We start from the raw sequence: 25,170 nt of genomic DNA, 5'->3' as shown, positions 1-25,170 counted from the left end.
GCGTGGCGTTATCGCGGTACGACACGCCCTGACGATGGCCGGGGTCGTGTTTCCACTTGCCGCCCTGGACGTTGTTGCTGTTGAAATTGCGGTTGACGTTCCTGGCCTTGTTGACGTTGACGTTGACGTCGCCGCCGCCCCAGTTGCAGCTGCCGAAAATCGCGCCCGCCGCCGCGAGACCGACGCCCCACGCGAAGCCCGTCATCAGCGCGCCGCCGGGGTAGTACATGGGCGAGGGCGGCCAGTAGTACGGCGGATAAGCCGGATAGCTCCACGCGCCGTACACCACGGTCGGGTTGTAGGCGGGCACGTAGATCACTTCGGGATTGGTGGGCTCGATGCGCACGACCGTCGTGCCGCCTTGCTGCGCCGGCTGGTCGACGATCACCTGCTGCTGCTCGTTCGATTTCAGGTTGCCCGCGTCCTTGGCGCGCGCGCGCAAGCGCTGCACGGCGGCCAGCACGTCCTTTTCCTGGGCGAGAAAGGCGTCGCCGAGCTTCTGCGTCCAGTCGATTTTTTCGTTCATCGGTTCGAGAATCTGCGGAAACGCCACCAGCGATTTCACGCTCGTGTCCCACGTCTGATCCTGAACCGCCTTGACGGCTTCATCGCCCTTGAGTTTCGGATGCTCCTTCGACCAGCGCGCCGCATGGACGATTTCCAGCGGATAGGTCGAGGCCATCAGCACCTGCGCGAGCACGGAGTCGGGATAGAGCGCGATAGGCGCGACCAGCGCTTCGAGTTCTTCCGGCTTATACGGCGCGGGTTGCGCGGCTTGTCCCGATTGCGCCGATTGCGCCGGTGGTGCCGCTTGTGCGGGTTGCGCAGGGGGTGCCGGGTTTTGCGCGAGGGCCGCGCACGACAGCGCGCTCATGAACGCGAGCATCAGCAAGCGGATCATGCCGGAGATTCGTTCAGTCCACGAGGTCATGGCCACTCCTCCCATTGCCCAGCCGTACCAGCCGATGCGCAAATCGCGACGCGACGCAGCCGAGGAAGGCTATTCGACTAGTCTTGTCGTCGCGCGCGGCGGGATCAATCGGACCAGAGTCCTATTGACTATTTGTACCGGCACGCAAATGAATGTCGTTGCGCAGGCAGGGAAAAACCGGAATCGCGTTTCATTATTCCGATAATTATTCGCGGTGATTCAATCTTATTTCGAATGGCCGGTATTGAAGTATTTTGCGTATAACGCCCGCTTGCGCGGCTGTAGCGTTCCGGCGACTTAATGAGCTTAATAAGACGCAGGGTGGTGTATCACAATGTTCATCAATTGAGGTGAGAATCATGTTCACTACGCATGCAAGGCGATGGCGGCTGGCGGCGATGGCGGCGGCGATTGCATCGATTACATCGATCTGCATCGTGCCGGCCTATGGGCAAACCGGATCGCCAGGTATGAAACAGATGCAGGATGCACAGCGAAAAGCCGGGGAAAAAGCGCGAGCCTCCCAGCAGTCGCAGGACGCACAGTCAGATCAGCAGAAAGCCGCCAGCGGCACGGCGCCCGCGTCGGCGCCGGGGCAATCGCATTAGCGTGCGTTCAAACGAATGGCGGCATACCGGTTTGCAAAGCGTTTGCAAATATCCCGCGCCGATGTCGTATGCCGCCATACACGCATGATGTAAGCGCATTACGTATGAATATCGCCATTGCATAACTGATGTGAATGACCAACAGATCGAAAAAAATTACCGACTTTAAAAATAAGTCAGGGAAAGACATGATTTTTTTCGTATAATTTACGCGTACTGTCTCGATATAGACAGTGCTGTTTCCCTTCATCCGGTGTCGTTGCAATCGACATACGTAAGTCAAGCCTTGCACGTTTCAGTACTTCATTCGCCAGGAGCGGGCAAGACCGCTTCGCCGCACATCGAGAAGAAGCGGCAGTTGGCCACCGTTGTGAATCTTTGAATATCGCGGCCAGCATGCAGGTTCTGAGAGATATCGCGCATCTATGCATCGGTCGTTTGCGTCAGGCTCATTAGCTATCAGGATAGCTAATCGAATCGTTGACCCTGTCGCACAACCCGGGCTGGATCGCGTTCGGAGGGCACCATGTACGGAGAGAACGTGGGGAACGGAAAGCGCACTTTCAGGCTCACAGGCCTGGGGCAAGGCCGCGAGGATTGGCTTTCGTGGCTTTCCGCAGTCACCGGCAGATTCACTCATCGGGCATTACCCAAGCTCGCGGCGCCGGCAACGCGCGTGAGCGCGGACGGTCGGCGCGTGGCGCCACCCATGCTGGGCAGCATGATCGACGTGATGCCGTCGGCCGCGCTGGCGGTCGACGCGAACGGCACCATCGTCGCGGCCAATGCGCGAGCGGCGCTGCTGTTCGGTTATTCGGTGGCGGAGCTGACCGCGTTGCCGCTCGACGTGCTGGTGCTGCCGTCGCCCGATAAGGACATCGTTGCGCCCATCGGCAGGTCGTGGGTGATGCGCGGCACGCCGGGCAGCACGACGCGTCCGGCCGTCGTGCGTAAAAGAGACGGCAGTCAGGGCAGCGCGCAGGTAACGAGTTCCGTGTCGTTTGCAATCGAACGAATGCACTACGCGGTGCTCGTGATCGACGCGCTGTGCGACGAGGGCGACGAAGGCGGCACGGGTGACGCCGCGTGCGCCGCGAAGTCCGGCGTGCGAGGCGCGAATCAGGCGCTCGTGCATCACGATCAGGCCTCCGACGTCGGCGACATGGCGGCCGCGCTCGCGCACGAAGTCGACCAGCCGCTCACCGCCATTCTGAGCAACGCGCAGGCGGCCCGGCGCTTTCTGGCGAGCACGCCGCCCAACATCGGCGAAATGTTCGAACTGCTCGACGAGATCGTGTCCGATAGCGCGCGCGCGCACGCCATCGTCCGCAAGATGCGGCAGTTCGGCAAACGCCAGCAGACCGAATTGAGCACGATCGACATGGGCTGCCTCGTGCGCGACGTCATGCAGCAGCTGCACCGCCGCGCGCGCGAATGCAACGTCTCGCTGAGTTCGCATATCGAGAACGGCTTGCCGATGCTGCTCGGCGACGCCGTGCAATTGCAGCAGGTCCTCGTCAATCTGATCATCAACGCGTTCGACGCCATGCAGGGCGGGGCGCCCGCCGGGCGCGCGCTGTTCGTCAACGTCGGCGCGGCGCCGGACAGCGGCGGCGTGCGCATTGCAATACGTGACAGCGGCCACGGCGTCAGCGACGAGCAGATGGCGACGCTGTTCAAGCCCTTTTCGACGTCGAAGCCGAACGGGCTGGGGCTCGGTCTGTCGATCAGCCGCATCATCGTCATGGGGCACGGCGGGCGCATGTGGGCCGAACGCAATCGCGAGCGCGGCATGACCTTTCAATTCGAGCTACCCGCGGAGGGCGCGACCACGAATAGCGGCGCGCACGAACCTCTATGACTACACCGCAATCTCTCGTGTTCGTCGTCGACGACGACGAGCCGGTCCGCAGAGCCTTCGGCCGTCTGCTCGGTTCGGCGGGCTACACCGTGCAGACCTTCGGCTGCGCCGGCGATTTTCTCGAACGCGCCGATCTGACGAGCCAGCCCGCGTGCCTGCTGCTCGATCTCGGGCTGCCCGATCTGAGCGGCATCGCGTTGCAGAGCCGGCTGGTCGGCCGGGTGCCGATCATCTTCGTCTCGGGCCACGTGGGCACGCGCGCCGCCATCGCCGCGATGAAGGCAGGCGCGACGGATTTTCTGCTGAAGCCGGTCGACGAAGGCCCGTTGCTCGACGCGGTCGATCGCGCGCTCGCGCTCGCGCAGCAAATGTTCGAACAGCGCGCGCAGCACGCGGAAATCCAGCGCCGCGTCGCGCAACTGACGCCGCGCGAGCGCGAAGTCATGGCGCTGGTGGTCGCGGGGCGGCCCAACAAACTCGTGGCCGATGAACTGGGCGCGGCGGAGAAGACGATCAAGATCCATCGCGCGCGCGTCATGGAAAAGATGCGGGCCGAATCGCTCGCGGAACTCGTGCGGCTCGCCGAGCGCGCGGACCTCGGCGGCGCCGCGACGGCGCACGCGCGCCATTCCTGAACGCGTCGTCGCTGCGCAAAAACGAATCCACGAAAATATTCACGCAAACAAGCGGGCGAGGCGGCCGGTTATGCAGACCGGCGCCTCGCCCGCTTTTTTTCGATCCGTGCTTTGGTTGCGTCAGTCTTCCCGTCTCGGCGGCATCACCTGCACGACGATGGCGCGATGGTTCCACTGGATATTGTGAATGCGCGTCTGCAGCATGCGCAGCGCTTCGGGGCTGAGCTTGTCGAAACTCAGCACCACGGCGGGACGGTCGCCGGTGCCGGGTACGCGCTGGATCGAGTCGAACGGCGGACAGCCGTATCGGCCGAGGAATTCATTGATCTCGTCCGGCGAGACATCGGCGTCGACGTTTCCAATCCATAATTCGCCCATCATTGGCCTCCACATTCGCTTCGTAAGGCGAGCCTAGAATGCCTCCGGCACGCGCTTGCAGGGATGGTTGGGATCGACGTAATTGCCCGCCTTCTGCCGGCGCGGCAGCACGACCCGGTTGCGCGGCACGGTCTCATAGGGAATCGTGGCGAGCAGATGCGTGATGATGTTCAGCCGCGCGCGCCGCTTGTCGTCGGAGTGCGCGACATGCCACGGCGAAAAGTCGAGATCGGTCTTCTCGAACATCTCGTCGCGCGCGCGCGAATAGTCGTACCAGCGGCTATACGAATCGAGGTCCATCTGCGTGAGCTTCCACGTCTTGCGCGCGTCCTGGATGCGGTCTTCGAGGCGGCGCGTCTGTTCCTCCGCGCTGACTTCGAGCCAGTACTTGATGAGGATGACACCCGACGCGATGATCGCTTTCTCCACCAGCGGCACCGCCGCGAGAAATTCGTCGACCTGTCTGGGCGTGCAGAAACCCATGACCCGCTCGACGCCCGCGCGGTTGTACCAGCTCCGGTCGAAGATCACGACTTCGCCGGCCGCGGGCAGGTGAGGGAGATAGCGTTGCAGGTACATCTGGGACTTTTCGCGCTCGGTGGGCGCGGGCAGCGCCACGATGCGGAACACGCGCGGACTCACGCGCTCGGTGATCGCCTTGATCGTGCCGCCCTTGCCCGCGCCGTCGCGTCCTTCGAACACGATGCAGACTTTCGCGCCGCTCTCCACGACCCATTGTTGCAGATTCACCAATTCGACATGAAGCCGGAATAGCTCCTTCAAATAGGCCTTGTTGCTCATCTTGCCTTCTGAATTCACGTCGGGCTGCGCCTCGGATTTCGCTGCGTTTTTTTCTTCGGCCTTTGCGGCGGCTTTCGCTTCGGCCTTCGCTTCCGCCTTGGCTTCCCGCCGCTTCGCATGGCTTGACGATCCAGACATGGTGCACTCCCACAGAGAAGTCCGTGCTCGATGGCGAGGCGTCGCGGCCAATTCGCGCGACGGTCATGGCTGAGAGCATGAACCGGGGGTCCGGGACCGCACCATAGGACCTTGGTCCTATGTCCCGATGCGGCCCGGCGGCGCGCGGGCGCGCGACGCTTTCACGCTGTATGCCGGGTCGCGCGGGCTAGGACCAAAGTCCGATTGTTGGCGCCCGAGGCCGTCACCATACTGAATCGCGGCGAATCATGGACCAGTCCGTGTCGGCACGTCCGCGAGTTCGCTGCGCAGTGCAATTTCCCAGCGGTCGGGCATGGCCTGACCGGTATGTTCAAGCAATCAGGGACCCGTTCTTTCGAGTGGCGCGCGTGCAAGCCAGGGACGTTGCTGGCGCTGTGCCATGCCGGGTCGAAAGCGGGCCTTGCGAGATCACCCTGAGGTGATGATGGCGCACGCGTGCAGGCATCAGAAGCAGCCGCTGCAATGGCGCATGGCGCCGGGCGCGGCCGTTGCGAAGGGCGTCCGTGCGATGGCCGTCGCCGTGGGCGCGGCAGCGTTCGTGGTCGCTGGCGCGGGCTGCAGCAAGAAGCCGGCGGTGGCGGCCGTGCCGCCCGTCGAAGTCACGGTGACGACGGTCGCGGCGCACGATACGCCCGTCGATTTCGAGTTCACCGCGCAGACCCAGAGTTCGCGCGAAGTGCAGATACGCGCGCGCGTGGACGGCTTCCTCGACCGCCGCATGTATGTGGAAGGCTCGCTGGTCAAGGTCGGGCAGACCCTGTTCCAGATGGACCCCAAGCCCTTCGAAGCCGCGTTGCGCACCGCGCAGGGCCAGTTGGCGCAGCAGCAGGCGCGGCTCGAAGTAGCGAAGGCGAACCTCGCGCGCGTGCGGCCGCTGGCGCAGGAAAACGCGTTGAGCAAGAAGGATCTCGACGACGCGATCGGCAACGAAAAGCAGTCGCGCGCCGCCGTGATCGCCGCGCAGGGCGAGGTCGATACCGCCGAGCTGAATCTCAGCTATACGACGATCAAGTCGCCGCTGAACGGGCTTTCGAGTTTCGCGCGCCAGCAGGACGGCAGCTACGTCACCTCGACGCAGAACGGCCTGCTGACCTACGTCTATCAACTGGACCCCATGTGGGCCAACTTCAGCATTTCGGAGAATCAGCAGCTGCGCTACCGCGATCAGATCGCGGCGGGGCAATTGCGCTTCCCGGCGAACAATGCGTTCACGGTGTCGCTGCAACTCGCGGATGGTTCGACCTACAAGGGCAGCGGCGCGATCGACTTCGCCAATCCGGCTTTCAATACGGAAACGGGCTCGTTCCTCGTGCGCGCGGTCTTCGCGAATCCCACCGGCGTGCTGCGTCCCGGCCAGTTCGTGCGCGCGCGCGTCGCGGGCGCGATTCGCCCGAACGCCATTCTCGTGCCGCAACGCGCGGTGTTGCAGGGCGCGAAAAGCCACTTCGTCTGGGTCGTCAACAAGGACGACAAGGCGCGTCAGCGCGTGGTCGAGGTCGGCGAATGGCACGGCAACGACTGGTTCATTCTCGATGGCCTGAAAGACGGCGAGCGTGTGGTCGTCGATGGCGCGATCCGCGTGGTGGCCGATGCGCCGCTCAAGATCGTCGCGACTCCCGTGGCGGCGGATGCGGCGGCCGCCCCCGCCTCGGCCGCAACCGCGGCCTCCGCTTCGGCCAACTGAAGGGCGCTGACGATGAGCATCTCGCACTTCTGCATCGACCGGCCGATTTTCGCGTCGGTCATTTCGATCGTCATCACGCTCGGCGGCTCGCTGACCATGCTGGCGCTGCCGGTCGCGCAATACCCGGACATCACGCCGCCGCAGATCACGATCACCGCGTCCTATCCAGGCGCGAGCGCGGACGTGGTCGCCAACAACGTCGCCGCACCAATCGAGCAGCAGGTGAACGGCGCGGACAACATGATCTACATGAACTCGTCGAGTTCATCGACCGGGAATCTGACCGTCAACGCGTTCTTCGAGATCGGCACCAATCCGCAGCTCGCGCAGGTCGACGTGCAGAACCGCGTCAATCTCGCCTTGCCGCAGCTGCCGCAATCGGTGCAGGCACAGGGCGTGCAGGTGCAGAAGAAGTCGTCGGCGTTCATGATGGTGATCGCCATCTATTCGCCCGACGAGCGCTACGACAGCACCTATATCGCGAACTACGCGAACATCTATGTGCTCGACGCGCTCAAGCGCATTCCCGGCGCGAACCAGTCGAGTATCTTCGGGACACCTGACTATGCGATGCGCGTCTGGCTCAAGCCGGACCGAATGGCGCAGCTCGGCATCACCGTGGCCGACGTGCAAAGGGCGGTGGAGAACCAGAACCAGCAGTTCGCGGTCGGGCGCATCGGGCAGTCGCCAACCGGCTCGAAGGTCGAGCAGTCGTTCGCCGTGACGACACCCGGCCGCCTCGCGCAGCCCGGCGATTTCGACGACATCATTCTGCGCGCGAGCAGCGAGGGCGCGGCGATCGTGCGCCTGCAGGACGTGGGCCGCGCGGAACTCGGGCAGAAGGATTACTCGATCCGCAGCCGCTATCAGGGCAAGCCCGCGACCATCATCGCGGTCTATCAGCAGCCGGGCGCGAATGCGCTCGACGTCTCGAAGCAGGTGCGCGCCTCGCTCGCCGAACTCAAGCAGTCGTTCCCCGAAGGGCTCGACTACAAGATCGCGATGGACACGACCGAGTTCACGCGCGCCTCGATCTCGGACGTCGTGCACACGTTCTTCGAAGCGCTCGTACTGGTCGTGATCGTCGTGTATGTGTTTCTGCAAAGCCTGCGCGCGACGCTGATTCCGATTCTGGCGGTGCCGGTCTCGATCGTCGGCACGGCGATGGGCATGGCGCTGCTCGGCTTCTCGATCAACATGCTGACCTTGTTCGGCATGGTGCTGGCGATCGGCATCGTGGTGGACGATGCGATCGTCGTGATCGAGAACGTCGAGCGCAACATGACCGTGCACAAGCTCGGGCCCAAGGAGGCCGCCAAGCGCGCGATGGACGAAGTGGCCGGGCCGGTGGTCGCGATCGTGCTCGTGCTCTGCGCGGTGTTCGTGCCGGTGGCGTTCGTGAGCGGCATTACCGGGCAGTTGTACAAGCAGTTCGCGATCACCATCGCGATCTCGGTGGTGATCTCGGGCATCGTGGCGCTGACCTTGTCGCCCGCGCTCGCGGCGATCCTGCTCAAGAGTTCGCATCACGAGAAGAAGGGATTTTTCCGCTGGTTCGAGAATGCGTTCGGCCGCATGACGCGCGGCTATATCGGCCTCGTGCATGTGGCGATCCGGCGTTGGGTGATGGCGCTGCTGCTGTTCGCGGGCATGATCGCGCTGACGGTCGTGATGATGAAGGCGATTCCCTCTGCGTTTTTGCCGCCCGAGGATCAGGGCTATCTGCTCGGCGCGGTGACGATGCCCGACGCGGCGAGTCTCGACCGCACCGGCGCGGTCTCCGATCAGGTGGCCGAATATTTCATGAAGCAGGACGCCGTGAGCGGCATCGCCACCGTCGACGGCTACAGCCTGCTCGACGTGCAGAACAAGAACAACGCGAGCACGTTCTTCGTCGGGCTCAAGGGCTTCGACGAACGCTATTCGTCGGGCCACGCCAAGACGCAGAACGCGCGCGCGGTGCTGGTGGATGCGTACAAGGCGCTCTCGTCGATCAAGGAGGGGATCGTCATACCGGTCAATCCGCCTTCGATTCCGGGCCTCGGCACCACGGGCGGCACCGAAGTGTGGATTCAGAGCAAGGGCGACGCGACGATCACGCAGCTCGCGGAAGTGGTGCGCGAGTTCGTTGCGAAGGCGCGGCAGCGGCCCGAACTCGCGCGCGTGACGACCACCTTCAATCCGAATTCGCAGCAACTGCTCGTCGATGTCGATCGCGAGCGCGCCGAAACGCTCGGCGTGCCCGTGGAGGATGTGTATAGCGCGATGCAGACGATGTTCGGCTCGCTCTACGTCTCGCAGTTCAACCGGTCGAGCCGGCTGTGGCAGGTGATCCTTCAGGCCGATCCGTCGACGCGCCTGCGCCCCGACGATCTCGACCGCATCTACGTGCGCAGCAAGACCGACACGATGGTGCCGCTGCGCGCCGTGGCGAACTACCACTACGTGACCGGACCGGACCTGCTCACGCGCTTCAACAATTTCCCGGCGGTGCTCGTCACGGCCAACGCCGCGCCGGGCTACAGCTCGGGCCAGGTGATCGCCGCGCTGGACGAGATCGCGGCGACGATGCCCACCGGCTTCGGCGTGGCGTGGAGCGGCGAAGCCTACGAGGCGCGCAAGTCGGGCGGCACCTCGGGCTCGGTGTTCGTGTTCGGGCTCATCATGGTGTTCCTGATTCTCGCGGCGCAATACGAGAAGTGGTCGCTGCCGGTCGGCGTGCTGATGGCGGTGCCGTTCGCGCTGTTCGGCGCGCTGCTCGCGATCCTGTTGCGCGGCCTCGAAAACGATATCTACTTCCAGATCGGGCTCACGATGCTGGTCGCGCTCGCGGCGAAAAATGCGATTCTGATCTTCGAGTTCGCGGTGATGAACCGCGAGGGCGGGGCCTCGGTGCTCGACGCGACGATCGTCGCGTCCGAGGAGCGCCTGAGGCCGATCGTCATGACGTCGCTCGCCTTCATTCTGGGCTGCGTGCCGCTCGCGATCGCCACGGGCGCGTCGGCCAACAGCCGTCACTCGATCGGCACGGGCGTGATCGGCGGGATGCTCGGCGCGACCGTGATCGCCGTGTTCTTTATCCCGATGTTCTATTACCTGCTCGAAACGATGTCGTCGCGCGGCAGCAAGGGCAAGGCCGCGCCGGGCGCGGGCGATGCGTCGGGCGGTGGCGCGGGCGGGGCAGCAGGCACAGCGGGCAGCGCAGCGGGCGCGCCGCCGAAAGGCACGCCATCCGCGCCACGGGGAGACGACTGAGATGCGCGCGCTCGCCCATACGCCGGTCGCCGCGCGACGGCTCACTCCGCTGCTGGCCCTCGCGCTGAGCGCCTGCCTGCTCGGGCCGGACTACCAGCGCCCGAATGTCGAGGTGCCCGCGACCTACCGGTTCGCGAGCGGCGAAGCGCTCGAAGTCGCCGATACGGTCTGGTGGGAGCAGTTCCAGGAGCCGGTGCTCAATCAGCTGATCGGCACGGCGCTCGAACGCAATCGCGACGTGAAGATCGCGGCGGCCCGCATCGACGAATTCGCCGCGCAGGTGCAGATCACGCGCTCGGCGTTCTTCCCGCAGGTGGGCGCGGGTTTCACCGCATCGCGCCAGCGCGTGTCGCAGATCAGCGGCCTGCCGTTGCAGCCGGGCATCGATCCGGTCTACAACGCGTTTTCGCCGACGCTCAGCGCGACGCTGAACCTCGATGTCTTCGGGCGCACGCGCCGCCAGACCGAGGCCGCGCGCGCCGATCTGGCCGCGACCGTGGAAGGGCGGCGCGAGACCATCCTCACGCTGGTGGCGGCGGTGGCGGGGTCCTATATCAATCTGCGCAGCCTCGACCGGCAACTGGAGATCGCGCAGGCGACAGCCGCGAGCCGCGCCGATTCGGTGCGGGTGTTCACGCAGCGCTTCGCGCATGGCGTCGTCTCGCAGATGGAGCTGGCGCAGAGCCAGTCGGAGTACGAGGCCGCGCAGGGGACCATCCCCGTGATCGAGATGCAGATCGGCCAGCAGGAGGACGCGCTCTCGGTGCTGCTCGCGCAGAATCCCGGTCCGATTCCGCGCGGCCGCGAACTGCGCGCCATCGCGCTGCCCGCCGTGCCCGCGGGCGTGCCGTCCGATCTGCTGTCGCGGCGGCCCGATCTGCTCGCGGCGGAGCAGAATCTGATCGCCGAAAACGCGCGCATCGGCGCGGCGCGCGCGCTGTATTTTCCGAACCTTTCGGTGTCGGGCGTGATCGGCTCGGCGAGCGCCGTGTTTTCGAGCCTGCTGACCGGGCCGGCTTATATCTGGTCGGTGGGCGGCGCGATCGCGCAGCCACTGTTCACGGGCGGCAACATCACCGGGCAGGTGCATCTGGCCGAAGCGCGCGAGCAGGAGGCGCTGTACACGTATCTTGATACGGTGCAGAAGGCGTTCCAGCAGGTCGAGGACGCGATGATCGCGTTGCAGAAGAGTCAGGACGAACTGGTTGCGCAGGGACGCCAGGTCGATGCGCTGGCGGTCTACGCGCGGCTCGCGCGCAAGCGCTATGACGCGGGCTACACGAGCTATATCGAGGTGCTGGATGCGGAGCGCAGTCTCTTCAACGCGCAGCTGACGCAGACGCAAACCGAGGCGGCGGTGCTGACGTACTACGTCAGTCTCTACAAGGCGATGGGCGGCGGCTGGGTGACGAAGGCGGAGACGATGACGATGCCCGCGCCCGCGAGCGGCGCGTCGGCGACTGAAGCGACGCAGACGCAAACCCAAACCCAAACCCCGACACAAACGCAGTCAGGCTCAGCGGCAATCGCGGGCGTTGCCGCTGTGACGACGGGCTCGGCGGGCCGCTAAGTGCGCGCCAGTCGACGCCGCTTTCCCTCATTTCTGCTCAGGCCCGGCGCTCGCGCGTAGCGCGGCTTCCTGCACGCCCCGCACGGCCGTCGCGACGAACAGGCCCGTCAGCACCAGACCGATCAGGCCGAGCAACACGGCGTCGATGCGGCCGAACGTCGAGGTGGGCACGACGTCGCCATAGCCGATCGTCAGCGCGGTGATCGCGCAGAAGTAAAGCGTCTCGCCGAACGGCGAGGCCGTCCGGCGGACGGTCTCGACGGGGTCGCCGAACGCGTACATCCAGATCGTCAGCATGACGAATGAAACCAGCAGGCCGCCGAGAATCGCGCGCACATACCAGAGCGTCCTGGCCATTTCCAGCAGGATGTCGCGTGCGCGCAGGCGGATTTCGCCGTCGTCCGTTGGGGGTTGCATCATGCTTGCTCCGTGGATTTCGCGCGGCTGCGCTGCTCGAAGATCAGCAGCATCAGCCAGGCGTAGATCGTGACCGCGAGGAAGAGTCCCATGCGTACCGCGAACGCCGTGAGCACGTCCTTGCCCGCCACGCTGTCCTGCACCGACTGGCCCAGCAGAATGATCATCGTGACGAGGCTGTTGAGCCAGAAGCCCGGCGAATATTGCGTCGGCCGGATCCGGTAGAGCCTGCGCGCCACCAGCAGGCCGAACAGCAGCATCCACAGGAAAAACATCCACAGGTCGACGAACAGCCGCAGCGCGAACCAGCACGCCATCGCGAGCAGGCCGCCCAGCAGCGTCGAGCCGATCAGATCGCGCGCCGCCGTGCGCGCCGTGGTCGCGCAGCTTTGCCGGCCGAGGCTCACCGACTTCATGATGATCGGCATGTAGCTCGCCGGATCGGCCATGGCGAGCAGCCACGCGGGCAACACCACGAGCGCGGCGCGCAGCGCGATGCGCCGCGCCTGATCCTCGGACATCGGCGGCGCGGCGGGCGGGCGGCGCGCGTCGATCGGCTCGGGCAGCAGCGCGTGCGTCAGGGCCGTCACCAGCACGGCCAGCAAGAGTCCCCGCACCAGCGCGCCGACCACGGTCACGGCCAGCTGGAAGTCGCTCGTGCCCGCCGCGGAGATCATCGTCAGGCCCGCCACGAGAAAGGTCGAGACGAGGTTGTTGCCGCCGCGCAGCCCGTAGCGAAACGCGAAAAACAGCAGCAGGCCGACGATGGCGACGCCGTCGAACGCGTAGTGCCGCAGCAGCGGCACCATCAGCAGGCCGCTGCCCGTCGTCAGCGCGACCACGATCGCGAGCGCCGCGCCGGTCTTCAGCGAAAGCGGACGCGTCTGGGTCGCGAGCAGGAACACGGCGAAAACTGGCGCGATGACGGGAATCGGCCAGTCCAGCGCGAAACTGATCGCGAGGCACAGCGCGGTGCCGAAGGCGAGGCGCAGCGCGCGCCGTCCGGCCAGCGGGAGCGTGTTGGGCGTGGCCATCGTCAGTAGACGTAGGCAATCCAGCTCATCGCGCGCAAAAACACGCGGCCCAGCGGATTGAGCGGATTGGGCGAGGTCGGAAACGCCATGACCTCGGCCTGGCCGCCCACGCGCACGCTGTTGAGCTGGTTCAGGCGCGCGCGGTCGTCGGCGGAGAATTCGACGATCACGGGAAAGCGCTGCGCGGGCCGCAGCCAGTCGCGGCTGTTCTGCACCGTGGGCAGGCTGCCGGGCGGCGTGCTCTGGCCCGTGCTGACGCCGTAGCCGATGCTGCGGATGCGCCCCGCGAAGACGTCGCCGGGCAGCGAATCGAGCACGATGGAGACCGGCGTGCCCGGCTCCAGATGGCCCAGATTGTTCTCGGTCATGTCGGCGCTGATCCACACGTCGCGGATCGCGATCAGCGTCATGACCGGATTGCCCGCCGCCGCGAACTGGCCGACTTCCGCGCGCAGATCGGTGACGACGCCGCTCGAACGGGCGCGGATCTGCGTGTTCGCGAGATCGAGTTCGGCCTTCTTCACGGCGGCCGCCGCGCTGCGCAATTGCGCGTTGTCGGTCTCGCTGCCGCCTTGCTGTTCGCGCGCGCGTTCCACTTCGGCGCGCGCGGCGACCACCTGGCTCTGGGCCTGCTCGTAAGTCGCGCGCGCGACCTCGATGCGCCGCAGCGAAACCGTGCCTTCGTCCTCGCGATAGAGCCGTTCGAGACGGTCGCTGTCCTGGCGCGCCTTGACCTCGTTCGCGAGCGCCGCGCGCAGCGAGGCTTGCGCCGAATCGATGCCCGCCGTATTCGCGCCGAGCTGGCGGCGCGCGGTCTCGTAGTCGGCGCGGGCGCGCGCGGCGGCGATCTGGTACTGGTCGGCGTCGACTTCGAACAGCACGTCGCCGGCGTTGACCGCCTGGTTGTTGTGCACGAGCACGCGCGTGACGCGCGCCGATATCTCGGCGGCGACCGGCACCACGTAGGCCTGCACGCGCGCCTGCTGCGTATAGGGCGTGAAGCGGTCGGCGAGCAGATACCAGAGCAGGCTCGCGGCCAGCAGCGCGATTACCCACTTGAGCGCCTTGCCCGAGGCGTCGGCGGCGGGCGGGGGCGCTTCGGGGGCAGGATTCGGGGCGGCGCTCATCGGGATGCACCTTGTGACGGCGCGGCGACGGCCGCCGCGGAGCGTGATGCGGGCGCGGCGGACGACGATGCCGGCGATGCGTGCGCAACGTGCGATGTCTGCGTTGCGTGCGACGTCTGCTGCGCGTGCGCTGAAGGCGGCGCGTTGACCTCGTCGATCAGATTGCCCCAGTCGGTGCGTTGCTGCATGCGCGCGCGCGTCACCGCATCGACGACCGGCTGTTCGGTGTACCAGCCGCCGCCGAGCGCCTTATACAGTGCGATCAGGCTGCCGATGGCGTTGCCGCGATTGACGATATACGCGTCCTGCTGCGTGAACAGCGCGCGCTGGGCGTCGAGCACGCGCTGAAAGTCGGAATAGCCTTCGCGATAGATCGTGTTGGCGAGCTTGAGCGAGCGCTGCGCGGCCGCCTGCGCCTCGTTCAGGATGGTCTCGCGCTGCCAGGCGCCGAGCAGCGACGTGGCGGCGTCGTCGGCCTCGCGCGCCGCCTCGCGCACGGTGTTCTGGTAAGCCACCGCCAACTGCTGGAGCCGCGCGTCCTGCACGCGCACGTTATTCTCGATCCGGCCGTGATCGAAGACATTCCAGGTCACGCTCGGCCCCGCCACGAGGGCCAGCGTGTGCGACGAGCCCGCGCCCCAGACCAGCGAGCCGAGCAGCGACACGGACGGATAGAAGTCGGCCTTCGCCACGCCGATCAGCGCCGACTGCGCCGCCATCTGATATTCGGCGGCGATCACGTCCGGGCGGCGCAGCAGCAGATCGGCGGGCACGTCCTGCAGCACGGCGCGATCCACGAGCGGCAGCACGCCGCTCATGCCGGGCTGCGCGTCGAGTTCGGGCAGCGGTCCCGGCGGACGCCCGACCAGCGCGGACAGCGCGTGCCGCGCGAGTTCGATCTGGCTTTCGAGATCGGGAATGCTGCTGAGCGTGCCCAGATATTGCGTCTTGGCCTGCTGAAGATCGAGTTCGTCGGTTTCGCCGCTCTTGAACAGCTTTTGCGTGATGTCGTAGCTGCGCTTTTGCAGCTGCGCGTTCTCGCGCGCGATGCGCAGCCGCGCCTCGGCCGTGCGCAGCGTGAAATAGGTATCGGCGATCTGCGCGTGCAGCAGCACGAGCGCCGCGTCGCGGTTCGCCTGCGCGGCGAAGAACGCGGCATCGGCGGATTCGATGGCGCGCGCGAAGCGTCCCCAGAAGTCGAGTTCCCAGCCGATGCTGAAGCCCGCGCCGTACTGCCACGCGGGGCCCGATTGCGGCGAGAAGGCAGCCGAGTGGCGGTGCGCGGACCAGGTCGCATTGGCGTCGATCTGCTGCACCTGCGGATAGCGCCCCGCCTGCGCGATGCCCAGTTGCGCGCGCGCTTCGAGCACGCGCAGCCCGGCGATCCGCAGATCGCCGTTGCCGGCGTCGCCCGCGTCCATCAGGGCTTCGAGATTCGGGTCGCCGAAGACGCGCCACCACTGGCGCACGTCGGGTTGCGCCGTCTGCTGCGTGACGCGCTCGACCGCCTCGCTGCGCCAGTGCTCGCTCCAGGCTTCGTGCTGCGGCTGAAAATCCGGTCCCACGCGCATGCAGCCTTCGAGGACGCCGGCTCCGAGCAGCATCGCCAGCGTGAAGGGGCGCATGACGGGCAACACGTCGGGGTCCCGCAGCGTCAAGGCTGTTGTTCGGGCGCCTGTGGCGGAATCTGCGCCTGAGTCTGCGACGGGGTTTGCGCCTGCGCCGCGATCTGGGCCTCGTCCAGCGTCCGGCTCTGCGGCTGATCCTTCACCCAGCGCCAGAACAGCTGATAGCCGACCGCGAGCATCACGGGCCCGATGAACAGCCCGATGACGCCGCCCGTCACCATGCCGCCGAGCGCGCCGATCAGCACGACGGGCATCGGCACCGCGACGCCGCGGCCGAGCAGCAGCGGCTTGAGCACGTTGTCGGCGAGACCGGCGATGAACACGTAGACGGAGAACACGATGGTCGCCGTGCTCAAGCCCTCGGTGACGATCACGAAGATGATCACGGGCACGGTGATCAGCGTGGCCGGCAGCTGCATGATGCCGATCAGCAGCACGGCGAGCGCGAGCAGGCCCGCGCCGGGAATGCCCATGACGATGAAGGCGACGCCGATCAGCACCATCTGGATGAACGCGATGCCGACGACGCCCTGGGCCACGGCGCGAATCGTGGCCGTGCAGAGGTCGGTGATCTGCACGCCGTTGTCCGGGCCGGAGATGCGCGAGGCGATCTGCACGGCGCTTTCATGGCCCTTTTCGCCGAAGGCCATGAGAATGCCCGCGACGATCAGCGCCGCGAAGAACACCATCAAGCCCACGCCCAGGCCGGTCAAGGTGCCGAGCAGCGCGCGGCCCGCGTCCTTGAGCTGGGGCGCGAACTTCTGCGCGACGCCCGCGATGTCCGTGGACGCCTGTAGCCAGAAGTCGTAGACGCGCTTGCCGACCAGCGGCCAGCTCAGCACCGATTCGGCCGGCGGCGGCACGCGCAGGCTGCCGCTCTTGAACACGGCCATCGCGTTGTCGACCGAGTCGGCGACGGCCACGCCCAGCAGATACGCGGGCACGATCACGATGACGAAAGCGGCGAGCACGATCAGCGTGGCGATCAGGCCGTCCCGGTTCGGCATCGAACGGCGCAGCCGGATCTGTAGCGGATAGAGCGTGATCGCGAGGATCAGCGCCCACACCATCAGGTTGAGAAACGGCACGAAGATGCGAAAGCAGAAGATCGCCAGCACGGCGACGAGCCCGGCGCGTATCAGGACGTCGAGCAGCTCTCGGGACAGGACCTTCTGGGTGGGCGGTGTGATCAGCATCGGTTCTTCTCCTGCCGGTGCGCCACGGGACGCGCCGCTGAAGCAAGACGGCGGCGCTGGCCGTGACCGCGCCGGTTCCCCTGATGGCGGTTCCCCACTATCGGATCGCGCCCGCACAGGGTCAATTGGACTTTGGTCCCATAGCATTCCCGGCAATTCTGTTGAAGCGGCCGCTCAGAAGCTCATCGCGAAGCCGAACGAGACGCCGTGAACGTTGTGGCCGAACACATAGCGCACCATCGCGCGCGTGCGGGTGATGATGACGGGATAGCGGCTGCTGTCGAGTTCGAGCCCCACGCCGAGCGAGGTGAGATCGTTGAAACCCAGCGCGCCGGCGCTGTCGCCGAAATAGTGCGAGTACGCGGCCTCCAGCACGTAGCGCACCGGGCGGTCGAGCGCGTGCAGGCCGGTCGGCGCGCGCCAGCGTGTCCAGAGGCTCAGTTGCTGCGCCGTGGCCGAACCCTGCACCGCCGCCGACGAACCGCCGAAACTGCGCAGGTAGATATCGGTGGCGCGCAATTCGGCGTCGATTTCGTAGTTCTCCCGATAGTGCTCGTAGTCGAGCATCAGCGAGCCGCCGTAGCCGTAGGCGTCGAGCGAGCCGTTTTCGAGAAATTGAAGATTGCTGTCGGTGACGTGATTGAACAGCGTCTGGCCCACTTTCAGGTCGCTGGCGACGCGCCCGATCGTGCCGTTCAGGATAGGGCGGAAGGCCAGTTCGTTGGTGATGCGGAAGTCCCAGCCGATGCCGACCGTGCCGCTGAACGTGTTCCATCGGGTCGGCACCGCGCGCTGCTGGGCGCCGTCCGTCGCGAGGAACACCGGATCGTAGCGGCTATAAGCGAGCGTGCCTTCGAGATAGAGCGGAAACGTCCGGCTGAGCGTGAAGCCGCCGCCGAGCTGCGACTGGCCGAAACCCGGATTGCCGGTCGCGCCGTTGTTGACCGACAGATTGCTGGTCGTCACGTCGGGGACCGTCGTGTAGGACATGATCGCGAGCACTGCATTGGCGTGCTGCTTGACGTTGCCGCCGACCACCGTATTCGACGATAGCGGCCCTTGCGCCGTCTGCGCATAGGCCGCGCCGCCCGGCAGGGCCGTCATGAAGCCGATGCACGCCAGCACCCGCGCGGCGCGCGCCGCGCGATTCGCCCGATGCACGCCCTGCACGCCATACTTTTTCCGCGCCCGACCGCGCAAGATCCCCCGCGCTTGCTGCTGCATCGCTCACACCCCCGTTGTCAGCGGCTCGATTGCTGTCGATGGCCGATCCGGCATGCGTCGAAGCCGGACCCTGCCGACGCGCGTCGCGTCACGGCGTCGTTTTTCCTCCGTTGCTGCCATTACTGCCGCTACATTCGGCGGGCAGACTGCCGGGTTTGAGCGTCAGCGTGAGATGACTGCCGCGGCTTGAAGTGAGGATCTGGCCGTAGCTGACGGTCGGGATGAACTGGATATCCGGTGCGACGGCAACGGGCGGAGTGCGCGCGCCGTCCACGGTCAGATCGAGCTCGACGGTTACCGATTCGACGTGTGCGCCCCAGTCCTGTTTTTTCGTCGCCTGATCCTGGCGGAAATCGCAGAGACCCTGCAGGACGTTCTGCAATGCAGTGGAAATATCGACCGGCTTGCCCGGCGGAATGGGCGCCGTGTTGCAGCCGGCAATCAGCAGCGGCGAGGCGATCAGACAGAGTGAGCGAAGGGCTCGCATCCGGTTCTCCTGCTTGGCATCGTACGGCGGTTCACGGGGCGTGCTCGCGCAACGCGGGAGATCACTGCGTGGCGCGGCCAGGCCGACGATACGATCTTTGCATGACCTCTGCAATCGCGGGCGAAGACACAGCGCCTGGGTGAGTCCAGGATAGCTGGAGAAAAGAATAACGCCTTTGCGGCCGCCGCGCATGCTGAATGCGAGGCCGTTCGCACAGTGCGCGGATACGACCAAGGTCGTATTCCGCACGTACCGTTTGTATGGTCTCGTCAAGCGTGACAAGGAGAGCGCGATGACCGACGAGCAGGCCCCCGAGGCAGGCAGCGGCAATGCGGCCCTGGCGCGCGGCGGCTTCGCGGCCTGGGTGCCCTGCCGATGGCTGCGCGATTACCGGCTGCGCTGGCTGTCGTCGGATCTCGTGGCGGGCGTGACGCTGGCGGCCTATGGCATTCCCGTCGCGCTGGCGTATGCGGCGCTCGCGGGCTTGCCGGATCAATACGGCGTGTACGGTTATCTGGCTGGCGGCGCGGCTTATGCGCTACTCGGCTCGTCGCGCCAGCTGGCGATCGGACCGACTTCGGCGATCTCGATGCTGGTCGGCGTGAGCGTCGCGGAGATGGCGGGCGGCGACGCGCAGCGTGCCGCGTCGATCGCCGCGTTGACCGCGCTGCTCGTCGCGGCCCTGTGCCTGATCGGCTGGATCCTGCGCCTCGCCTCGCTCGTCAACTTCATCGGCGAGACGATTTTGCTGGGCTTCAAGGCGGGCGCGGCGCTGACGATCGCGCTGACGCAATTGCCGAAGCTGCTCGGTGTTGCTGGCGGCGGCGAACAGTTCATCGAGCGCCTGACGATACTGATCCGCCAGGTGCCCGACACGCGTTTCGTCGTGCTCGCGTTCGGCCTCGTTGCGCTCGCCTTGCTGCTGCTCGGCGAAAAGTTTTTGCCGGGCCGTCCGGTCGCCTTGCTCGTGGTGGCGCTCTCCATCGTGCTGATGACGCACACGCCGCTGGGCGCGATGGATTTCAAGCTCGTCGGCGCGTTGCCGCGCGGGCTGCCCGGCTTCGACGTGCCGCCGCTGAGGGTGCGCGACGTCGACGGCATCGTGCCGCTCGCGTTCGCCTGCATGCTGCTGTCCTACGTGGAGAGCGTGTCGGCCGCGCGCGCCATCGCGCGCAACCACGGCGAGGAGATCGACGCCCGCCAGGAAATGCTGGGGCTCGGCGCGGCCAATCTCGCGGCGGGGCTTTTTCATGCGTTTCCGGTGGCGGGCGGGCTGTCGCAATCGTCGGTGAACGACCAGGCGGGCGCGAAGACGCCGCTCGCGCTGGTGTTCGCGTCGATCGCCATCGGCCTGTGTCTCGTGTTTCTCTCGGATCTGCTGACCGGCCTGCCCACGGTCGTGCTGGCGGTCATCGTGCTGGTGGCGGTCAAGGGGCTTGTCGATATTCGCGAGCTGCGTCACGTCTGGCGCGTGAGCCGCCAGGAGTTCGCGGTGGCGATGATCGCGCTCTGTGCGGTGCTGCTGCTCGGCATTCTCAAGGGCGTGATTTTCGCGGTGCTCGCGTCGATGCTGCTGCTCGTGATGCGCGTCGCGCATCCGCATGTGGCGGTGCTCGGTCGCATGCCGGGCACGCGCCGCTATACCGACAACGAACGCCATCCCGACAACGAGACGATACCCGGCGTGCTGATGTTCCGCGTCGAGGCGTCGCTGCTGTACTTCAACGTCGACGCGGTGCGCGAGCGGATTCGCGCGGCCATCGGCGCGTCGGCGTGTCCGGTCGGGCTGGTGATCGTCGACCTGTCCAACGCGCCCGCGCTCGATATCGCGGGCGCGCGGATGCTCGCGGCGCTGCAGGCGCAGCTCGCGAAAACGGGCGGGGCGCTGCGTATCGTCGCGGCGCACGGCAGCGTGCGCGACCTGCTGCGCGCGGAAGGGCTCGAGCGGCTCGTCGGCGACATCGGCCGCCTCGTGACGGTGGACGACGTGATCGAAACGTATCTGCGCGCGGCCGAGGCGCGCGGTCCCGCAGCGGCGCCCACGCCGCGCCAGCCAACCTGATGCGAGGTCTCTCATGAACACTGCGATGCCTGCCCGGCAAGACCAGCCCGAAGATCGACCCCACCGGCGCGAGCCGATCCTCAATGTCGTCGACCGCGTGTGCGAACTGTGCTTCGGCCTGTTCATGGCGCTGACCTTCGTCGGCGCGGTCAAGGCCGTCACCGTCGCCGACGACGCCGGACGCAAGATGTTCATCACCGCGCTCGGCTGCAACCTCGCCTGGGGTCTCGCGGACGCCGTGATGTACCTCGTGCGCACGCTCGCCGATCGCGGCCAGCGCCGCAAGCTCGCGCTGGCCGTGCAGCGCGAGTCCAATCCCGCGCTGGCGGTCCGCAGCCTGCGTGGCGCGCTGCCCGACAGCCTCTCGCCGCTCGTCGACGACGCCGAACTCGAACGGATGCGCGCGCGCATCGCGGCGGCCTCGACCTTGCCGCCTCGCGCGCAGTTCGTGCGCGCCGATTTCGTCGGCGCACTCGGTATTTTTCTGCTCGTGGTGGTGGCGACGTTTCCGGTCGCGCTGCCGTTTCTCGTTATCGCCGATAACAAGGCGGCGCTGGTCGCCTCGCGCGTGCTCACGCTCGTCATGCTGTTCGCGGCGGGCTTCGCGCTGGGACGCTACACCGGCGCGGGCGGAATGCGCGCGGGCTTCGCGATGATCGCGCTCGGCATCCTGCTGACGATGGCGATCATTGCGCTCGGCGGTTAGGGGCTGCGGGGCGGGACGGGGAAATCGGACCAAGGTCCGATTTCATCGGCGTTGGCCGGCGCGTAAGCTGGCTCGACGAACTTCGGACGAGACTGCGATGCGTGCCGTACTCAGTGGATTCGCCGTGCTGGTCGCCGACCTTGCCGCGTTGACGGCCGTGCCGCTTGTCACGCTCACGCCGCTCGTACCGCTCGCCACGCTCGCCCCGCCGAGGCTGCGTTTCAGAACGCACGGCCATATCGCGAGGATGCCCGGCCGGGCGCGCAGGCAACGCGTTCGAGGAGACCACTAGACACGCGGGCTAGACCCCGCTCGATTTGACGGACGATGGAGCATCCGATTGGGACTGCGTAGCATTGTTCGACGACGCGGGCAACGACGCGGGCAACGACAGTGACGCCGCCGGCGCATTCGCATCGCCGCGCACATCGGCCGCTGCCGCCGTCTCCGGCTGCGCGGGCCGGTTCATCGCGCCGCCGACCAGGATGCCGGTCGAGGCGAGAAAGACCGCAAGCAGCAGAGCGAAAGCCATAACACGTACCTCACCGGCATGGGTGGCGGCGTCCGGCGCCCGATCGAAGGGCGTGGGACGCCTGACTTCATCAATCGACGCCCTGATGGGCGACCGCGACCGCCGCATCGCGCTTCTTCTTGGCCTCCGCCTTCTTGTGGTCGTAGACCTTCTTGGCCGCGGCCACTTCGCGGTCGTACTCGCGATTCGCGGCGGCGACCTGCTGGCGCATCCGCACGATCTCGTCGGGATGCGCGGCGTGCGCCGCCGGGGTCGATGCGGGGTTGTCCTGAGCCCGGACGCCGGAAACGCACAGGAGAGGAAGGGTCGCGATCATCATGGCCACGGTCCGGTATTTCATGACGAACTCCTATGTCGGTATGGAAGGACGAGTGCTAAAGCCCCTCCAGCCTATACGCGCGCGCCGCCCCCTTGTATCGGACTTTGGTCTGATAAGTGGGACGGCGCGTGGCTGCGTATGGCTACAATCCGCGCGCGTCTAGGACGTCTTGATGCAGGCGATCCGGTACACGCCGTCTTCGACTTCGACCCCATGCGTATCGTGCGTAAAACCGGGGAAACGCAGATCGTATTGTTCGAGCGCCTTGAGATAGCCGAGCAGCGGGCCGTCGGCGGGGCCGGCGTTCTCGCCGGGCATCAGCAGCGGAATGCCCGGCGGATAGGGCACGACCGCATTGGCGACCACGCGTCCCGCCATCTGCGAGAGGTCGAGCGTTTCCACGTCGTTGTGGACCAGCAGCTCGAACGCTTCCTGCGGGCTGCATTCGGGATGCGGCAGCGTCGAGAATCCGCGTGACATCATCTCGGTGGTCTTGAGGTCGCGCATCGCGCGGAACATCAGGTCGCACAGATCGCGCAGCCCGAGGCCCCGGTAACGCTGCGGATAACGCGCCACCAGTCCGGGCAGCGCCTGATCGAGCGGCAAATTCGCGTCGTAGTCCTTCTTGAAGTCGAGCAGCGTGTTGACGAGCGTGCCCCACTTGCCCTTGGTGATGCCGATCGAAAACAGCAGCAGGATCGTGAAATCGGTGGTCTTCTCGACGACGATGCCGTGGCGGTCGAGATAGGCCGTGACCACGCAGGCCGGAATGCCGATCGGCTGGAGGCCGCCTTCGGGCGCGACGCCCGGCGTGAGGATCGACACCTTGATCGGATCGAGCATGCAGTAGCCGTCCTCGATCTCGCCAAAGCCGTGCCAGATCTCGTTGGCCCTCAGCACCCAGCACGACGGATCGGTCGCGAGCAGTTCGGGGTCGGCTTCGTGGAACGGCGTGCGGCGGCCGGTCTGCCGGTTCAGGACCTGATCAGGCTGCCAGCCGTCGAAGAACCAGTCGTCCTGCTCGTCGAACTGCGCGTGCAGCCGCGACAGCATCTGGCGGAACGCGACGGCCTCGCGGATCGCGTCGCCCGTGAGCGCTTCGCCGCCCGCGCCGTCCATCATCGCGGCGCTCACGTCGTTCGAAGCGATGATCGCGTATTGCGGCGAGGTCGAGGCGTGCATCATGTAGGCCTCGTTGAAGCGCGCGTGCTCGATCGGATTGCGGCCGTCGCGGATATGGATGAACGAGGCCTGCGACAAGGCCGCGAGCAGCTTGTGCGTCGAGTGCGTGGCGAACACTGTGGGCTTCGACGCGTCGTGATCGGCAGGATCGCCGTGCATGGCGAAGCGGTCGCGATAGAGCGGATTGAAGCGCGCGTAGCCGTACCAGGCTTCGTCGAAGTGCAGCCGGTCGACGCTTTCGCCGAGCAGTTCTTCGAGACGCGTGACGTTGTAGCAGAGGCCGTCGTAGGTCGAATTCGTCACGAGCGCATGCACGGGCACGGGCTCGACGCCGTCGCGGTCGCGCACGAGCGGATTCTGTTCGATCAGCAGGCGGATCGCGGCGGCCGTGAGGCGCTCGGGCAGGATCGGCCCGATGATGCCGTAGCGGTTGCGCGACGGCACGAGGTAGGTCGGGATCGCGCCCGACATCGTCATCGCGTGCTCGGCCGACTTGTGGCAATTGCGGTCGCAGAGCGCGATCTGGTTGCGCGTCACGCTCGCCATCAGGATCACGCGGTTCGACATCGACGAGCCGTTCGTCACGTGATACGTGCGATGTGAGCCGAACACGCGCGCCGCGTAACGCTCGCTTTCGCCGATCGGGCCGCTGTGGTCGAGCAGGGAGCCGAGTTCGCCGACCGAAATCGACAGGTCCGAACGGAACAGCTGTTCGCCGAAGAACTCGAAGAACGCCTGGCCGACGGTCGATTTCATGAAGGCGGTGCCGCCGGTATGGCCCGGCGTGTGCCACGAGTATTCGAACACGCGCGAGAAACGCGCGAGCGCGCCGAGCATCGGCGGCAGCACCGTTTCCCGATAGCGCTCGATCGACGCGATGATGCGCCCGGCGATGAACGCGGTCGTGTCTTCGAGCATCCAGATGAAGTCGTCGGCCTTCTGCATGGCGTCGACGGGAATCGTCGAGGCGCTCGTGCGGCTCGCGAGCAGGAAGATCGGCACGGTCGCGCTGCGCAGCCGTTGCGCGTCGAGCACGCGCTGCGCCGCCAGGTGGCTGTCGTCGCCTTCGAGTTCCCAGCTCAGCAGCAGGCATTGCACGAGCGGATCGGACTGGATCACGGCGATGGCGTCGTCGGCCGATGCGGCGGTCACGACGCGCACGTTGCGATCCTCCAGTTCGCGCGCGAGCGCTTCGGCGGCGCGGCCGCTGGCGGTGCGCGTCTCGACTTCGTGATCGACCAGCAGCGCCTTCATGCCGAGCCGGCGATAGACGGATTCCGATGAGAACGGCATGTGAACTCCCTTGCGGTTCGGCGCGCGTGGTGGGGAAACTTCGCGCGCGCCGTGGCGCGCCGCGAAGCGTTCAGGGAAAAG

General features: G+C 66.3%; 21 protein-coding genes. 8 read left to right on the top strand and 13 right to left on the bottom strand.

Features of this window, described 5'->3' with window-relative positions:
• The coding region (locus tag LDO54_RS31715) for a DUF3300 domain-containing protein (RefSeq protein WP_224015526.1) at positions 1 to 931 on the bottom strand (931 nt) is incomplete at its 3' end.
• Positions 932 to 1,290: 359 nt separating this feature from the next.
• Between LDO54_RS31715 and LDO54_RS31710 the strand changes: the two genes are divergently transcribed.
• From LDO54_RS31710 to LDO54_RS31700, 3 genes are all read left to right on the top strand, one after another.
• Positions 1,291 to 1,539, top strand: coding sequence for a hypothetical protein (locus tag LDO54_RS31710; protein WP_224015524.1), 249 nt, complete (start codon positions 1,291 to 1,293; stop codon positions 1,537 to 1,539).
• Positions 1,540 to 2,248: 709 nt separating this feature from the next.
• The gene (locus tag LDO54_RS31705; protein ID WP_224015523.1) at positions 2,249 to 3,400 is read left to right on the top strand and encodes an ATP-binding protein; all 1,152 of its coding nucleotides are present in this window, start codon (positions 2,249 to 2,251) and stop codon (positions 3,398 to 3,400) included.
• Positions 3,397 to 4,035, top strand: coding sequence for a response regulator transcription factor (locus LDO54_RS31700; protein WP_224015521.1), 639 nt, complete (start codon positions 3,397 to 3,399; stop codon positions 4,033 to 4,035). Before LDO54_RS31705 ends, LDO54_RS31700 begins: the two co-directional genes overlap by 4 nt.
• Positions 4,036 to 4,155: 120 nt before the next feature.
• On the opposite strand, the gene LDO54_RS31695 is transcribed toward LDO54_RS31700, so the two are convergent.
• Both LDO54_RS31695 and ppk2 read right to left on the bottom strand, forming a co-directional pair.
• On the bottom strand, positions 4,156 to 4,413 hold the full coding sequence (locus LDO54_RS31695) for an RNA-binding protein (RefSeq protein WP_224015519.1): 258 nt from the start codon (positions 4,411 to 4,413) through the stop codon (positions 4,156 to 4,158).
• 33 nt (positions 4,414 to 4,446) lie between these two features.
• Positions 4,447 to 5,214, bottom strand: a complete 768-nt coding sequence (gene ppk2, locus LDO54_RS31690; RefSeq protein ID WP_224015539.1) for a polyphosphate kinase 2 — start codon at positions 5,212 to 5,214, stop codon at positions 4,447 to 4,449.
• 667 nt (positions 5,215 to 5,881) lie between these two features.
• Between ppk2 and LDO54_RS31685 the strand changes: the two genes are divergently transcribed.
• From LDO54_RS31685 to LDO54_RS31675, 3 genes are read left to right on the top strand one after another with little or no spacing between them, the layout of a single operon-like run.
• The gene (locus LDO54_RS31685; RefSeq protein ID WP_224015537.1) at positions 5,882 to 7,057 is read left to right on the top strand and encodes an efflux RND transporter periplasmic adaptor subunit; all 1,176 of its coding nucleotides are present in this window, start codon (positions 5,882 to 5,884) and stop codon (positions 7,055 to 7,057) included.
• Between the two features lie 12 nt (positions 7,058 to 7,069).
• Complete coding sequence (locus tag LDO54_RS31680) at positions 7,070 to 10,312, top strand: efflux RND transporter permease subunit (RefSeq protein WP_224015518.1); 3,243 nt, start codon at positions 7,070 to 7,072, stop codon at positions 10,310 to 10,312.
• Between the two features lies 1 nt (position 10,313).
• Positions 10,314 to 11,882, top strand: coding sequence for an efflux transporter outer membrane subunit (locus tag LDO54_RS31675; RefSeq protein ID WP_224015516.1), 1,569 nt, complete (start codon positions 10,314 to 10,316; stop codon positions 11,880 to 11,882).
• Positions 11,883 to 11,909: 27 nt separating this feature from the next.
• On the opposite strand, the gene LDO54_RS31670 is transcribed toward LDO54_RS31675, so the two are convergent.
• The 7 genes from LDO54_RS31670 to LDO54_RS39325 form a co-directional block, all read right to left on the bottom strand.
• On the bottom strand, positions 11,910 to 12,299 hold the full coding sequence (locus tag LDO54_RS31670) for a potassium channel family protein (protein WP_224015535.1): 390 nt from the start codon (positions 12,297 to 12,299) through the stop codon (positions 11,910 to 11,912).
• Positions 12,299 to 13,333: a DUF2955 domain-containing protein gene (locus LDO54_RS31665; protein WP_224015515.1), complete on the bottom strand. Its 1,035-nt coding sequence runs from the start codon at positions 13,331 to 13,333 to the stop codon at positions 12,299 to 12,301. Before LDO54_RS31665 ends, LDO54_RS31670 begins: the two co-directional genes overlap by 1 nt.
• A 2-nt stretch (positions 13,334 to 13,335) precedes the next feature.
• The gene (locus LDO54_RS31660) at positions 13,336 to 14,460 is read right to left on the bottom strand and encodes an HlyD family secretion protein (RefSeq protein ID WP_224015513.1); all 1,125 of its coding nucleotides are present in this window, start codon (positions 14,458 to 14,460) and stop codon (positions 13,336 to 13,338) included.
• Complete coding sequence (locus LDO54_RS31655; RefSeq protein WP_224015533.1) at positions 14,457 to 16,085, bottom strand: efflux transporter outer membrane subunit; 1,629 nt, start codon at positions 16,083 to 16,085, stop codon at positions 14,457 to 14,459. The genes LDO54_RS31660 and LDO54_RS31655 overlap by 4 nt, the downstream gene beginning before the upstream one ends.
• A 29-nt stretch (positions 16,086 to 16,114) precedes the next feature.
• Entirely contained in the window at positions 16,115 to 17,284 is a 1,170-nt protein-coding gene (locus LDO54_RS31650) for an AI-2E family transporter (RefSeq protein ID WP_224015511.1), read from the bottom strand.
• Between the two features lie 174 nt (positions 17,285 to 17,458).
• Positions 17,459 to 18,388, bottom strand: coding sequence for a hypothetical protein (locus tag LDO54_RS31645; protein WP_224015531.1), 930 nt, complete (start codon positions 18,386 to 18,388; stop codon positions 17,459 to 17,461).
• A gap of 208 nt (positions 18,389 to 18,596) precedes the next feature.
• Positions 18,597 to 19,229: a hypothetical protein gene (locus LDO54_RS39325; protein WP_436975737.1), complete on the bottom strand. Its 633-nt coding sequence runs from the start codon at positions 19,227 to 19,229 to the stop codon at positions 18,597 to 18,599.
• A gap of 58 nt (positions 19,230 to 19,287) precedes the next feature.
• Between LDO54_RS39325 and LDO54_RS31635 the strand changes: the two genes are divergently transcribed.
• Positions 19,288 to 21,057 carry a SulP family inorganic anion transporter gene (locus LDO54_RS31635; RefSeq protein ID WP_224015509.1) on the top strand — a complete coding sequence of 590 codons (1,770 nt, stop codon included), beginning with the start codon at positions 19,288 to 19,290 and terminating at the stop codon, positions 21,055 to 21,057.
• A gap of 13 nt (positions 21,058 to 21,070) precedes the next feature.
• On the top strand, positions 21,071 to 21,763 hold the full coding sequence (locus LDO54_RS31630; protein ID WP_224015507.1) for a VIT1/CCC1 transporter family protein: 693 nt from the start codon (positions 21,071 to 21,073) through the stop codon (positions 21,761 to 21,763).
• Between the two features lie 301 nt (positions 21,764 to 22,064).
• Here the strand turns inward: LDO54_RS31630 and LDO54_RS31625 are convergent, their stop codons facing one another.
• The 3 genes from LDO54_RS31625 to LDO54_RS31615 all read right to left on the bottom strand — a co-directional run bounded on the left by LDO54_RS31625 (position 22,065) and on the right by LDO54_RS31615 (position 25,089).
• Positions 22,065 to 22,295 (bottom strand): hypothetical protein, encoded by a 231-nt coding sequence (locus LDO54_RS31625; protein WP_224015505.1) that lies wholly within the window; start codon positions 22,293 to 22,295, stop codon positions 22,065 to 22,067.
• Positions 22,296 to 22,365: 70 nt separating this feature from the next.
• Positions 22,366 to 22,635 carry a hypothetical protein gene (locus LDO54_RS31620; RefSeq protein ID WP_224015503.1) on the bottom strand — a complete coding sequence of 90 codons (270 nt, stop codon included), beginning with the start codon at positions 22,633 to 22,635 and terminating at the stop codon, positions 22,366 to 22,368.
• Positions 22,636 to 22,773: 138 nt separating this feature from the next.
• Positions 22,774 to 25,089, bottom strand: coding sequence for an Orn/Lys/Arg decarboxylase N-terminal domain-containing protein (locus LDO54_RS31615; protein ID WP_224015501.1), 2,316 nt, complete (start codon positions 25,087 to 25,089; stop codon positions 22,774 to 22,776).
• Positions 25,090 to 25,170 lie beyond the last annotated feature (81 nt).

The organism is Paraburkholderia tropica (assembly GCF_914484835.1).
Classification (GTDB): domain Bacteria; phylum Pseudomonadota; class Gammaproteobacteria; order Burkholderiales; family Burkholderiaceae; genus Paraburkholderia; species Paraburkholderia tropica_A.
This window is presented reverse-complemented; position numbering and strand designations above follow the sequence as displayed.